Raw genomic sequence first — 13863 nt, forward strand, 5'->3', positions numbered from 1 at the left:
CGTTAAGTCGCTTTTTTTTAGATTTTATTTCATAAATTAAAAGTTACTTTTAAAAATGTTCCCATTCATATCCTGAAAGATAATTGTCGAATCATTTTCTTTAATATCAAATTTTAAATACTGTTGTTTAAACTGAATAATTGCATAAAACTCCTCAGCACCATCATCTAAACCAGTAGCAGAAATCTGGCTACCTTGTGGAAAACCGTTGAGCCATGCAGCGTTATAAAAATCTGATACAGAATTAAATTCACAATATTCTTTTGGCTTAGCCATTATTTTTGTAGCCATTTGATCAAACTGTTGTTGTTTATAAACCTCTAAGCTCAACAACATGATCACTCTCCAAATTAAAGCTGGTTTGAGGCTAAAAGCTGTTTCTTTTTAACCTTTTCCCATTGATACCAACCATAAGCTGCCATCAAAACAAATGCTGCATACAAAGCGGCTGTTAAGAATAAATCTTTATAGATAAACATGCCGACATAAATAATATCGACAAATACCCAAAGTATCCAAGTCGCAATATGTTTTCGGCTGGTCCAATACGTTGCAAGCAAACTAAATGCGGCAAGTTGTGAGTCGAGCATAGGAACTGCTGCATCAGTAAAGTTTTTAAGAATTAAGCCAAAAAGCAAGCCACCTACCGCGGCAATGATCATTTGGATGATAGCAGTTTGAACTGCTATCGGTTCAATTCGAATATCGTGATCTTGCTGCTTTCCTTTGAGCCAGTAGTAAAAGCCATAAAAATTTACGACCATAAAAAAGAACTGCAAAATCGTTTCGCCATATAGCTTAAATTCGTAAAACAAATAGGCATATAAAACAAAGGCAAAGAAATTAAACAGCCAACACCACATATTACGGATTACCGTTAATCCGACTCCAATCAGGCTAATCAAGACCGCAAAGATTTCTAGAGGTGACATAAAAACAGCTGCTTATTGAGATCAATTTGACGAAGTATTATGAGAAAAATATAAAGCGAAGCAAACTGCTAATTTAAATAAATGATGCAAATTGGCATTGTCTGAGGTTTTATTCTTTTCTAATGTCATCGATTTATTGCAATGCACAGACAAAAGAAATACTGATCGAGTCGCGAACAAATTATATTTGCTAGTTTTTAAACGATTGTTTAAAACATGATTAAAGACAAATAAAGAGCATGACAATATGTCAAATCAAGAAGGAAAAGTCAGCCGTGAAACTCGCGGACATATTTTTTTAATTGGCCTAGATCGGGCAGCAAAACGTAATGCTTTTGATAGTCACATGATCAAAGACTTATCACTAGCGCTCACCGAATATGAAAATAATGATACCCTGCGCTGCGCTGTTATCTTTGCTCATGGCGATCATTTTACAGCTGGTTTGGACCTAGTTGAGTTACAACCTAAACTCGCTACAGGTGTTTTTGATTTTAGTAAAAATGAGATTAACCCTTGGGGCACAATAGGCCGAAAGCTCAGTAAACCTTTGATTGTGGCAGTACAAGGTTATTGTTATACAGCTGGTATAGAACTATTCCTCAACGCAGATATTACGATTGCGAGTGAAAATACACAATTTGCTCAAATGGAAGTTCAACGTGGCATCTTACCTTTTGGCGGAGCTACTGCGCGTTTTACTCAAGCCGCGGGTTGGGCCAAAGCCATGCGTTATTTACTCACTGGTGACTCTTTCGATGCCCAAGCAGCATTTGACATGAACCTGATTACCGAAATATGCCCAGATGGTTCTCAGCTCAACCGTGCAATAGAACTTGCTGAACATGTTGCGCAAGCTGCTCCTCTTGCTGTAAAAGCGACCCTCGCCTCTGCTCGTGAAGCTATTAATGAAGGGTACGAGGTTGCCTTTAAGCAATTGCAAAGCCATCTTCAACCTTTGCTCACAACAGAAGATGTTCAAGAGGGTGTTTTTGCCATGTTGCAAAAAAGGCCTCCTGTTTTCAAAGGTAAATAATACCTACTCAAACACTGCGCTCTACAGTTTAAAACTTATGGATATACTGAAATTAGCGTAAAAAAAAGCCCACATGATGCGGGCTTTTTTATTAATTGGCTTTATTCAACTCTAACGATTTTACCTAGTTCATCATGGTGAACGACTGTAATTTTCTGACTACGTCCCTGCTCAATTTCATGTTCAGGTAAATCAAAATAGCGCGCATAATCATCTGTCTGTTTTGCTTTAAGCGCATTACCACCAACACGATGCTCAGGCAGCAAATGACTCCACAGCAATAAGCAAATTGCACAAGCAATTAACGCAGTAATGCCATGTTCAATACCTAAACCAAAGGCACTAAACAAACGGTGAACCAAATGTGTTTTTTGGAGCTCAGCCAAAACCCAGATCAGTACAAATGGACGCCACAGCAACAACCAAACCGCCCACATCATGGCTGTGCTTGTTGTAGAAGCATAGCGTTTATGCCATGGTAATTGACGGCGTAAATCAATAATCAACGAATTTGTCTTCATTTCTCTCTTTACCTAACGAAGTGCTGTGGTTTTCCCCAGACATCAATACAGCACGATCTTTAAAATCTCATGACTCTTGCATTTCATCCACGAATGCCCCGATCCGGGCTCACCCAACGCGCACGTTTCTCATCTCCACGTTTTAAAACTTTTGGAAATGCCACAATAGTTGCCGAGATGGTGATTAGCCAAAAGACCAATGGATACCAGATCATCCAGAAATAGTTTTTTCCCAGATGTGGTTCATAACGACTATCCATCCATTTGCTTAAAGCAAACTGAATGAGACAGGTTGCCCCCAATAAAATACCGCTACCATACGGTAAAAATGGAGAGCTCACAACGGCTAAAGCAGGGACCGGTAAAATAAAATGTACCAACCATAATAAAGCCATCGCCAACATTAAATATGACCAAACTAAGGTTAAGCAAAGCTCAAACATTAAAGGCCATAAAAAATTTAATTTTGGTTTGGTGAACACATCAATATTTTTAATTAATACCTGTGCCCCACCCATAGCCCAACGTAAACGTTGTTTCCACAAACCGTTTAAAGTTTCAGGCATTAAGATCCAGACCAAGGCATTCGGCTCAAAACGAATGTCCCAACCTGCACGCTGTAATTTCCAAGTAATATCGATATCTTCAGTCAACATATTGGGTGACCAATAATCCACTTGGTGAACAGCGCTCTTACGAAAAGCGGTAATTACACCTGATACGGTAAATAAGCGTCCAAAGGTACGTTGTGCACGTTTAATCATGCCGACAATCGAAGAAAACTCACCGACCTGAATACGCCCTAATAAAGTTGAGCGAGTACGGATACGCGGGTTACCCGTAACCGCTGCAACTGTTGGATTTTCCTGAAAATGACGAATCATCCACTTTGCTGCATGTGGGTCAAGTAAAGCATCGCCATCAATACCAATTAAAAACTCGGCATCGGTCATTAAGCTTCCGGCTTGCAACCCCATTGCTTTACCTTGGTTTTGAGCCAAATGAACAACACGGAGTTTTTCATGTTGTGCTGCTAAACGGTCGAGTACCTCTCCTGTATTGTCCGAGCTACCATCATTAATCGCAATCACTTCAAAATGAGGATAGTCCAGTTTTAACGCATGGCTAATGGTTTCTTCTGCATTATCCCCTTCATTAAAACAAGGAATTAATACAGCGACTTTTGGATAACTCTCTAATGGAGCAGGTTGATCGTAAGGCGGAGCCTGACGTTCTTTCCAATAGAAAATGATCGCGCCAATCATCCATAAATACGACATGAATAATGGATAATAGAAAACGAATTTTAAGGCATGCGACCATATTGCAGCAAAGATTGTCATGTTTTAGCCTCAACTACGGCACAAGACGAGATGATTTTTCAGCAAATGCTTTATGCATAGTGTCCACATCCGGATGATCTTTAATTGGGTCATCTGGGTAATATCCGACATGCATTACACCTTGCTGATAAAGAGAATGAATTGTTGCGGCCATTTCAGTTGAAGGTACCTTTTCGTTTTTACGCCAGTCGGTTGCCTGTAATTCAAAAACGGTTTTCTTAATACCATTTGGATATTGTTTCACGCGATCAACCATATCTTTATAGAACTGATCAGCATTATCGACCTGTTCCATATAAGGCATTGCCATAATAGCCGTAAAGTCATAACGTTTTAATGACTCTTCAAGCGATTGTGAATACCAGTTTTCTGCATATGGTTTTAAAGCAACTTGCGCATATAAGTTACGTGCGGTGAGTAAGAACGGTTCATATTGTCGCACGTCATCAACAAGTTGCATTGCAAAATCATCTAGATATTTTGTCTTATATGCCGTCCATTTTTGCAAATCTTGATCGTTATCGCGAATTTTTGCCAAATCTGTAGGTAAACCTTGTTTCGCATAAGCTTTTAAGGCATCTGGGCTTGCATCTTCATAGTCAGATAAGGTGACGTCGTCATGGAATAAAATTCCGTTAAATGAAGATGACTTAGCCAAATCTTGATAAATCTCACGAATAGTTTGGCGTGCGTCTGCTGAGAACGGACTTAAACGGATATACCCCATATTAAGGTGTTCACCTGTTTTTGCTTGCTCTGTCACCACCAAATCTTTAGAAACTGGATCAGTTTTTGGTAGTTCCCATGCCAATAAAGGCATCCATGCATAAATACGACTTACAGGCGTACGGGTTTGAATTTGCCATGCTACACGGTTAAACAAGTCGGCACGCATTGAAATGTGACGATTTGGGAAATACACCATATCAGCAGAGCCATTCGCGTCTGGATCTGAAAATGCCTGTAAATAGACGGTATTTACACCCATCGCATTAATTCGGTCTAACAAGTGACCTAAATTACGTTCTTGCTGTTTCGGGTCTGGATCATAAATATAGTCCAGATCGATATGCATAATTTTTTGCGGACGATTGTTATCCGTTAAATTCAATTCACGATTTTTAATTTCTTGAGCCAAATCATCAGTCGTCATATCGCCTTCTACCAAAATACGGCTCATATTTTGGAGAGATTGTTTTGCGTGGTCTGCCCCATCATCAAGTGTAATGGTAATTGGCATACCAAGCTTTTTAGCAATTTGAACAGTTTGCATATTATAGCGACCATAAGGCCATACCATAATACGTGGTGAACGTAAGCCGTGTGCTTTAAGTAGTTCGTTATTTTTCTTTAAGTCGTTATAAATACGTGACTGATATTGTGCATCGTTCTCGTAAGTTTGAGTTTTTACATCATAAAAACGAGTTGTTGCAGCAGGTTCAGAGTTGCCTTGTGGGTTGCCTGTAATACCGCGATGCAAATGATAGCTATGGTTTGCAATTTCTACAAAGCCACTATCTTGCATTTCTTTCAGCTCAGGCCAGCTTAAGATTTTATCGCGTGGAATTTCTTCCCCTGAAAAATCGACTTTTTGCCCTGCTTTTGGCTCTAACCATGAACCTACTACTGCGAGTACTACAGGGATTTTTTTAGCTTTAATGACAGGATAAGCATTTTGATAAAAAGATTGATAACCATCGTCTACAGTTAATAGAACAGGTTTTGTAGGTAATTGAAATTTACCTTGATGAGCACGGATCAACTGATCAACCGTAATAAAATGGAATCCGTTTTTTTGCAGCCATTCAACATGCTGTGTAAATTGTTGAGTCGTCACTGCATATTGAGGAATTAATGCATTTTTGGTATCGGTAATTTCATGATAACCAATCACCGTAAGTGTTGACGCGTCCAGTTTAGGTGGTTTGGCTAATGCCATGCCTGACAAACCTGCCAGAGCTAAGCCAAGTGATATGTTCAACAAAGGAGATGCAAAGCGGATAATCATGAAATAGCGTCTCAATAACAATATAGATTATTTATGCGGAGTTTGATTTTAAGACGCAAACTTTTTGGAATTTGGTCTTAATGTCAGCCTACCCATAAATGAACAGTTTCTCAGTCAGCATTTATAATCAAATAATCTGAAAATAATCTTAAATATTTAAAAAGCTAAAATATAAATTAATAATGTATTTATATTTAAAGCTCATATAAACAAGAAAGCCCCCTAAAGGGCTTTAAATTTTCACTAGTCACGAGTTTTGACATCGAATAATTCAATTTCAAAAATTAAATTAGAATTAGCGGGAATAATCTTACCCATTTTACGCTCACCATAAGCTAAATGAGCAGGTACGATTAATTTACGCTTGCCGCCAACTTTCATTCCCATAATGCCTTGGTCCCAACCTTTAATTACACGGCCTGTTCCAATCACACATTCAAAATAATTACCGCGATCAATTGAAGAATCAAATTTTGTGCCGTCTTCTAACCAACCTGTGTAATGAGTTGTAATCAAAGCACCTTTAACCGCTTCTTTGCCTTCACCTACTTTTAAATCGATAATTTCTAATTCATTTGACATGGTTTACCCCTTAATCTGAATCTTTAAAATCGCAATTGGTACTTAGTGTACCAACTGAATCTGTAGAATTTGTTGTGCTTTTCTATGTTACTGTAACTGTGTCCACACAACACTTGCCTGACCCTTTTCACCTAAAAGCGTCCACTCGTTGTCCATGACATTTAATTGAAGCTGCATTGTACGTTCACAAAGTTGTTCAAGCTCTGCTGTACTTTGAGGAGCAATTTGCCACACCTGAACGTTACTTAACGTTTTAATTTTACTGTTTCGTTTCCACCATTCTTCGACTTGTGTGCCATACACAACAAGCGCAACTGTTTTACAGCGCGCACTGGCTTTTTTGACTTTATCTTCAGATGGTAAGCCAACTTCAATCCATGTTTCTAACTGACCCGTTAAATCTTTTTGCCATAATGCTGGCTCGTCAGTTTCAAAAAGGTCTTTAGTAAACTCAAGCTCATCACTTGCGAAACGGGCAAAAGCCATCAAACGAACCATTAAGCGTTCTAAAGTTTCCGAAGGATGCAAGGCAAGCGTCAGTTGATAATCACCATAAATATGGTCATCCATATTGGCAATATTCAAGTCTGCCTTATAAATTGTTGCTTTAAGCGCCATGATTAATATGTCCAAAAATTTGGCGCTAAGGATACTCGATTTTAGGTAAAAAATTATAAAAAAACTGAACAATGCAAAGCATAGTCATGTGAAATTTGCATATTCTTCCAAAACGCTCAGCTTATTTTATAGTTGGCCGGCTTTTTGCTTTAGAGAGAGATATTTTCCTCTTGCTAAAATTGATGACTTATGTGGCTAAAGCTCAAGCGTAGTTTATTTTTACAGGTTCTTTGTGCTCTCTTTCTTGGGGTTGCAGTTGGAATCGGCTTTCATGATTTCTCCCTTTCTCTAAAGCCATTAGGTGATGGTTTTATTTCTTTAATTAAGATGCTTATTGCACCAATTGTGTTTTGTGTTGTTGTACTGGGAATCTATGGTGCAAACGACATAAAAAAAATGGGCAAAGTCGGTGCAAAAACTATTCTCTATTTTGAAGTGGTGACCAGTATTGCTTTAATTTTAGGCATTATTGTGGCCTATGTATTTAAACCGGGCGTCGGTATGAATATCGATATTAGCCATTTAGATGCAAAAGATTTAAGTACCTATACCGAACGTGCCCACGAAATGCACACAGGTTCGGAATTTCTACTCAATATTATTCCGAAGACCTTCACTGCTGCTTTTGCAAACGGCGATATTTTACAGGTTTTATTGATCGCTATTTTATTTGGTGTTTCCCTACTTTTAATTCCTAAACATTTAGCAGAGTTAGTACGTCAAGCGCTTGAAGCTTTTTCAGAAGTCTTCTTTAAAATTATGGGACTCATTATTCGTTTAGCTCCAATTGGTGTATTCGGTTCAGTGGCCTATACCACTGCTAAATTTGGTTTAGATTCACTCTTACAATTGGGTTATTTAGTTTTACTGTTTTATGCAACCTGCATTTTATTTGTCGTTATTGTTTTAGGTTCGATTTTAAAACTTGCCGGTCTCAACATTTTCAAATTTGTAGGCTATTTTAAAGATGAACTCGCGATTGTTTTAGGTACAGCTTCTTCTGACTCTGTTCTTCCTCAAATTATGAAAAAGCTCAAAAATTTGGGAATTAAAGATTCAACTGTCGGTTTGGTTATTCCAACTGGTTATTCATTTAATTTAGATGGCTTTTCAATTTACTTAACTTTAGGCGTGATCTTTATTGCACAGGCCTGCAATATTGATTTATCTATGCATGACTTACTGGCTATTTTGCTGGTTTCGCTCATTACTTCTAAAGGTGCACACGGTATTCCAGGCTCAGCTTTAGTTATTCTTGCAGCCACACTTTCAGTGATACCAAGTCTCCCTGCAATTGGCTTAGTGCTTCTACTTTCAGTCGACTGGTTTATCGGAATTATTCGTGCCTGTACCAACTTAATTGGTAACTGTGTCGCGACCGTAGTGATTGCTCACTGGGAAAAAGATATTGACCATGCGCAAGCTAAAGCTGTGTTAGATAGCAAACCTTAATCCCACTCTTCAGAGAACATTGAATTACTTTTGGTTTAATGTTCTCTATTCTTCAAGCTGACAGGCAAGTAATGCTGTTTCAAAAGCTAACCAATCATGGTTATGTTCGCTAATGATCTCAATCCGGTTATCAATGCCCTCTTCGCCCGACTTATAATTAAACTGATCAGGATTAAAGTTAAAAACTTTCCATCCTTGATCTGTGTTAAAAATTCCCTTAATTCGGAGCCAGTCTTGCTGTGCACATAATAAATCTAGCAAAGCATAAAACTCGAATTTCCAGCGTTTAGGCAACTTCCAACCAGCCACAATATAACCTTGTGCCGACTCGACATAATGATAAGGTAATTGATTAATTTCCTTTGCGACCTCGGTTTCAGTCATTTGCTTTTGAAGTTTAAGTAAAGGTTGTATAGATCGCTCGGTTAAACGAGCAGCTATATCAATTTTATTTAAAGCTAACTGACCATTTTCAGTTTTAATCCACTCTTGGTGATAAGGCTGGTATTCGTCTTTTAATAGCTCAAGCGCCTGATCATCTTCAAAAGTCATCACATCGGTATGTGACACCACCACAATCTGGGCAGCTTTTAACTGATCTTCGTAAAGGTTTTGTTTAACCCAATTAGTATCATGCAAACGACTACCATCTACCACAGTAATCAGTGCCCGCATGGCTAAACTACTTTGCCAATGAGGCTCAGTCAGTTGGTCAAATAACTGAGAAGGATGCCCAAGTCCAGTCGGCTCAATAAAGAGTCGATCTGGCTTTTGCTCACTCAATAGCCGTGCTAAAGCAATATGCATCGGCAATTGACTGCTACAACATAGACAGCCCCCTAATAGCTCTTTGACTGCATATCCTTCATCTTGAGGTAAGAGTTGTTGGTCTACTCCAATTTGTCCAAACTCATTCATTAATACAGCCCAAACCTCATCTTTAGGCTTTTGGCTTAATAAATGCTGTAATAATGTGGTTTTTCCTGCCCCTAAAAAACCGGAAATAATATGGGTAGGAACAGTTTTTGGGGCAATCAGTTTCACAAGCGGCTCAAATCAACAAGGTTTAAAAAACTAAGAAAGGTATATCACTGTTTAAGTAGCATGAAAATGATTTTTAACTTTGAAGATATACTTTTCAATTATCAGGCTAAAGCTCTCAATTTGTGACAGGCATCTCATCAATTATCTAAATTAGCTTTTAACATCTATAACTCAAACGAAATATCCTATTCAAGCACATTCACAATTTATGCCAGAGTGTTAGGTTTACGTAACAGAGTTGGCTTTTTTTTACTCGATAAGAAATATTTTTTCACATTTTAAGGTGTATTTAAGTCCCTTTATTTTACAGATTGCTCACATAAATGACCCGTATATTTCATATTGTTAAGATAGCCGTAATAGATTGTTAAGTTAATTGATGTAATACCAACCTCGGCTTAGCATGTGTCCTAGCTTAGTCATTCAGCCATACAGGTTTCAGGTATGTATGAACGATTAGGTTTAATTTATTTTTAAATGAAATTTAAGGATGCCATAAAATGAAATTAGCTAAAACTTTACTCGCTACTACACTCGCTTTAACTGCTGCTTCAACTTTTGCTGCTTCTAAGCACGACCAAGCACATAACACTGCTGGTGAAGAAAAAGTTGTTGTTTCAACTCAAGAACAAGCAAACACTGCAAATGCTGCATCTGATGCTGTAGGTTCTGCTTCTGAAGCTGCTCCTGCAACTCGTTAATTCTCTCAGCATTCTCCTCCAAGCTCAGAGATAATTTTACTGAAATGAAAAATGGACGCTGAATTTTGGTAAAGAAGAAAAAGGATCGAACCATGCTGCGGTTCGATCCTTTTTTAATTTGATCTATTTTTTTAAGAAGTTTTCTTATACATGCTACAAGATGGGTTGTGGTTTTCTTGAAGACGTAAAACCTTACGATGCTCAGCAGCTTCAAAGCGACAACGCTTCCATTCTGTATTGAGATTTAATTGAGGTACTTCACATGGCTTGCCCTGTTCATCAACAGCAACCATCGTGAAATAACAGCTATTGGTATGGCGCACTGTCCGCTTCTGGATATTTTGCGCTTCAACACGGATACCGACTTCCATTGAAGTACGACCTACATGGTTCACACTTGCCAAGAAGGTTACCAACTCACCTACATAAATAGGTTCTTTAAAATTTACTTTATCTACAGATAAAGTCACCACGTAGCCACCCGAATAACGACTTGCGCAAGCATAAGCGACTTGGTCTAGTAGTTTTAGAATCGTACCACCATGAACATTACCTGAAAAATTTGCCATATCAGGCGTCATCAAAACTGACATCGTCAATTCAGACTGATCATCAGTTGCTGTGGTCATTTCATCTAATGTAGGCATAGCTCAACTCTGTCTTAAAACAAGCTCAGTCAACATTATGGTTGATAATTCACAAAAAAAACATGCTTAAATCCACAACATAGCATTGTATTTTTTAATATCTTTGATTGTTTTTTAAAATTTAATTTTTTAAGACACTATTTTTAAAGTTATTTTTTAAAGCTGTTTTATTTATCTTAAAATTTTTTAGAAGATGCTATGCCATTTTATTCCATGTTCAATGGCATAGCCGGTTCTTATGAGTGACTTGCTAAACTTTATTAATGACGCCTGTCACACCATTAATGATCATATCAATGGCGATCGTACCAATTAATAAAGCGGATAAACGCCCGACAATGTCAAAATAGCGATCAATATGTTTGGCATGTTTATAGCGTAAATGATCATGTGAAAATTTCATCAAAATCAAAATACTGCAAGTTAAAAATAAAGTGAAGGCAATCACTAGCGCTGCCTCACCAATTGACATTTCAATCCCTGTGACTACCGCAGCGCTAATAGTCCCTGGGCCAATCATAAACGGCATGGCAATGGTACCAGCCAGATGTTCTGGAGCACCACGCATTTCTCCAATGGTGTCGGCACCCTGAAACACATAGCGGTAGCCAATCACCAAAAAGATAAGACCTCCAAAAATCTGAAAGGCTTCAAAACGTACATTCAGATATTTACTAAAAATTGTTTCGCCGCCCCATGCAAATAGCATGAACACGACAAAAGCAATCAAACTTCCCTGAATCAGTGCTTTATTAAACACCTTGGCTTCTGAATGGCGGATCAGGCCAATCATATAAATGCTCATTAAAAATGGATTGAGCAACGAGAAAAATAAAGCAAAAGAATGTAGATAAGGAGAAGCCATGCATTTTCCTCTTAAGCTTGTGGATCTGGGAACAATGGACGATTCCCAGGGCTAATACGATTAATATGTAAGAACGTCATATGTCTTTCATATTTATCTAAAATATCGTTAATGACCTGTTCTTTACTGTAGCCAACCAGATCGTTATCTTGCGAGCCGTCATAAAGATAGGTTTCAAGTCGGAAATAGAACTGTTTGCCACGTTTTACACGCTGACTGAAGTTCGGCGCGCTATAGCGTACAGGCCAAATCTGATAAACAAAGTTTTGCTCTTCTTCCAAATGGATAGTGAGATCTAGATGGTAAAGCGTATCTTCATCTTCAAGCGGGGTTTGCTGCACGTCCACATTCATACCCTGCTTAATCAACTCATCAGCAACAGCCTGAACAGCTGGCAAACACACCGTATCTAGCATGCGGTGTGTTTCAGTGGTTCCAGGATGATGCATCACTCGAGTTAAACGCTGTTTCCAGTTCAGAATATCAACGTTTCCTACGACTGGCGCTGCATTCATACTGCGACTAGCATGTCTGTAATCTTCAAGTCTGAGGGACTTATAAAGCCCAGCCATCACAAGAAACATCACAAAACTAAACGGCAAACCCATAATAATAGTTGCGTTTTGCAAGGCGGTAATACCGTTGGTCATGAGCATGGCTAATGTGAGTAAACCAATCGCCACTGCCCAAAACACGCTTAACCAACGTGGAGCATCATTATCAATATTAGTAAGTTTAGTCGTGAAGTTACCTAAAACCAGCGCTCCCGAATCGGCAGAAGTCACGTAAAACAAAAGCCCTGTTACGGTGGCAATTGAAGCGATAAAGGTAAAGCCCGGATATTGCGCTAACAGGTCATAAAAACCATGAGCCGGATTTGCTAACACCGTCGCTGCTAAGGTTTGGTTGCCTTCAAAAATAACGCTGTGCAGTGCACTATTACCAAAAATAGATAACCACGTGAGTGTAAATAGAAGTGGAATAATTAAGGTACCGCATACAAACTCACGAATGGTACGCCCTCTTGAGATACGTGCCAAAAAGAGTCCTACAAATGGAGACCAAGCAATCCACCACGCCCAGAAGAAGAAAGTCCAACTACTCATCCATTCTTTAGGCTGCTCAAAAGCAAAACTTTGTAATGCTAAAGCAGGGAAACGAGTTAAATAGTCACCAATATTTTGGACAAGGGCATTAAGTAAAAACTCGGTATTTCCCAAGAATAAAATAAACAGCAATAACCCGACCGAAACATAAATATTGATTTCAGATAAAATCCGCAGGCCTTTATTGACCCCGGATGTCACTGAAATAATACTAATACCCACTGCAACAGCAATCAGGATAAATTGCATCCAGATATTTTCTGGTAACCCCAATAAAACATGTAGGCCATAATTTAGCTGTACTACTCCAATCCCGCAGGTCGTCGCAATACCAAAAATTGTCCCGATCACGGCAGCTGTATCAACACTATGCCCAATTGCCCCATTAATTCTTTGTCCAAAGATTGGATAAAGTGCAGAACGAATGGTAAGCGGCAAATTATAACGATAGCTAAAATATCCCAACGACATACCAATCAAGGCATACATACACCAGCCGGTTAAGCCATAGTGAAACAATGTCCAGACCATACTTTGGCGTGCTGCTTCATAGGTTTGACCTACTCCAACCGGAGGTTGCATGTAATGAGACAATGGTTCAGCGACCGAGAAGAACATGAGGTCGATACCAATCCCCGCCGAGAACAGCATGGCAGACCAACTGAGCAAACTAAACTCAGGCTTTGAATGCTTAGGCCCTAATTTGATACTGCCATATCTTGAGCAGGCAATAAAAATCACAAAAGCCATATATAGTGTTGCTGCCAGCAGGTAATACCAACCAAAGGTTGAAGTTACCCACTGAAGCACAGCATTCATGACTCGATTTGCAAAATCGTTGAACAAAAACGTGACGAGAGAAAAAATTAAAATAAGTACAGCTGAAAAATAAAAAACCACACGGTTGAGCGGGTCTTTTTTAGATTTAGATAATGTTAAATCATCAACTGCTCTTGGATTATCTGTTGCCATACAATCCTCAAGGAATAAAATAAAAACAAAATATTT

The 13863-nt window shown here is 38.6% G+C and carries 14 protein-coding genes; 3 read left to right on the forward strand and 11 right to left on the reverse strand.

Annotation, left to right across the window (positions count from 1 at the left end; genetic code table 11):
- Positions 1-36 precede the first annotated feature (36 nt).
- Together J580_RS10875 and pnuC are read right to left on the reverse strand one after the other, a co-directional pair.
- Positions 37-336, reverse strand: a complete 300-nt coding sequence (locus J580_RS10875) for a hypothetical protein (protein ID WP_032004178.1) — start codon at positions 334-336, stop codon at positions 37-39.
- Between the two features lie 14 nt (positions 337-350).
- Positions 351-932 (reverse strand): nicotinamide riboside transporter PnuC, encoded by a 582-nt coding sequence (pnuC, locus tag J580_RS10880; RefSeq protein WP_005070736.1) that lies wholly within the window; start codon positions 930-932, stop codon positions 351-353.
- Between the two features lie 247 nt (positions 933-1179).
- Between pnuC and J580_RS10885 the strand changes: the two genes are divergently transcribed.
- The gene (locus J580_RS10885) at positions 1180-1968 is read left to right on the forward strand and encodes a crotonase/enoyl-CoA hydratase family protein (protein WP_032004179.1); all 789 of its coding nucleotides are present in this window, start codon (positions 1180-1182) and stop codon (positions 1966-1968) included.
- A gap of 101 nt (positions 1969-2069) precedes the next feature.
- Here J580_RS10885 and pgaD read toward each other — a convergent pair whose 3' ends face one another.
- The 5 genes from pgaD to J580_RS10910 all read right to left on the reverse strand — a co-directional run bounded on the left by pgaD (position 2070) and on the right by J580_RS10910 (position 7040).
- Positions 2070-2489, reverse strand: coding sequence for a poly-beta-1,6-N-acetyl-D-glucosamine biosynthesis protein PgaD (gene pgaD / locus J580_RS10890; RefSeq protein ID WP_032004180.1), 420 nt, complete (start codon positions 2487-2489; stop codon positions 2070-2072).
- Positions 2490-2572: 83 nt separating this feature from the next.
- Positions 2573-3832, reverse strand: a complete 1260-nt coding sequence (gene pgaC, locus J580_RS10895; RefSeq protein WP_002117710.1) for a poly-beta-1,6-N-acetyl-D-glucosamine synthase — start codon at positions 3830-3832, stop codon at positions 2573-2575.
- Between the two features lie 13 nt (positions 3833-3845).
- Positions 3846-5840: a poly-beta-1,6-N-acetyl-D-glucosamine N-deacetylase PgaB gene (gene pgaB / locus J580_RS10900; RefSeq protein ID WP_032004181.1), complete on the reverse strand. Its 1995-nt coding sequence runs from the start codon at positions 5838-5840 to the stop codon at positions 3846-3848.
- A 243-nt stretch (positions 5841-6083) separates the two neighbouring features.
- Positions 6084-6422 (reverse strand): FKBP-type peptidyl-prolyl cis-trans isomerase, encoded by a 339-nt coding sequence (locus J580_RS10905; protein ID WP_002117532.1) that lies wholly within the window; start codon positions 6420-6422, stop codon positions 6084-6086.
- Between the two features lie 87 nt (positions 6423-6509).
- Positions 6510-7040: a YaeQ family protein gene (locus J580_RS10910; protein ID WP_002117684.1), complete on the reverse strand. Its 531-nt coding sequence runs from the start codon at positions 7038-7040 to the stop codon at positions 6510-6512.
- Positions 7041-7229: 189 nt separating this feature from the next.
- On the opposite strand from J580_RS10910, the gene dctA reads away from it, so the two are divergent.
- Complete coding sequence (gene dctA / locus J580_RS10915) at positions 7230-8492, forward strand: C4-dicarboxylate transporter DctA (protein ID WP_032004182.1); 1263 nt, start codon at positions 7230-7232, stop codon at positions 8490-8492.
- Between the two features lie 45 nt (positions 8493-8537).
- On the opposite strand, the gene J580_RS10920 is transcribed toward dctA, so the two are convergent.
- A complete protein-coding gene (locus J580_RS10920; protein WP_032004183.1) occupies positions 8538-9536 on the reverse strand; it encodes a CobW family GTP-binding protein in 999 nt (332 codons plus the stop codon).
- A gap of 500 nt (positions 9537-10036) precedes the next feature.
- On the opposite strand from J580_RS10920, the gene J580_RS10925 reads away from it, so the two are divergent.
- Positions 10037-10237 (forward strand): hypothetical protein, encoded by a 201-nt coding sequence (locus J580_RS10925; RefSeq protein ID WP_000761577.1) that lies wholly within the window; start codon positions 10037-10039, stop codon positions 10235-10237.
- A gap of 131 nt (positions 10238-10368) precedes the next feature.
- On the opposite strand, the gene J580_RS10930 is transcribed toward J580_RS10925, so the two are convergent.
- From J580_RS10930 to J580_RS10940, 3 genes are all read right to left on the reverse strand, one after another.
- Complete coding sequence (locus tag J580_RS10930) at positions 10369-10884, reverse strand: acyl-CoA thioesterase (protein ID WP_005070756.1); 516 nt, start codon at positions 10882-10884, stop codon at positions 10369-10371.
- A gap of 250 nt (positions 10885-11134) precedes the next feature.
- Positions 11135-11749: a MarC family protein gene (locus J580_RS10935; RefSeq protein WP_002117499.1), complete on the reverse strand. Its 615-nt coding sequence runs from the start codon at positions 11747-11749 to the stop codon at positions 11135-11137.
- Positions 11750-11760: 11 nt separating this feature from the next.
- Positions 11761-13827, reverse strand: a complete 2067-nt coding sequence (locus J580_RS10940; RefSeq protein WP_017387102.1) for a choline transporter — start codon at positions 13825-13827, stop codon at positions 11761-11763.
- Positions 13828-13863: the final 36 nt, after the last annotated feature.

Origin of the sequence: Acinetobacter sp. 1542444, assembly GCF_000581835.1 — a bacterium.
Taxonomy (GTDB): domain Bacteria; phylum Pseudomonadota; class Gammaproteobacteria; order Pseudomonadales; family Moraxellaceae; genus Acinetobacter; species Acinetobacter pittii.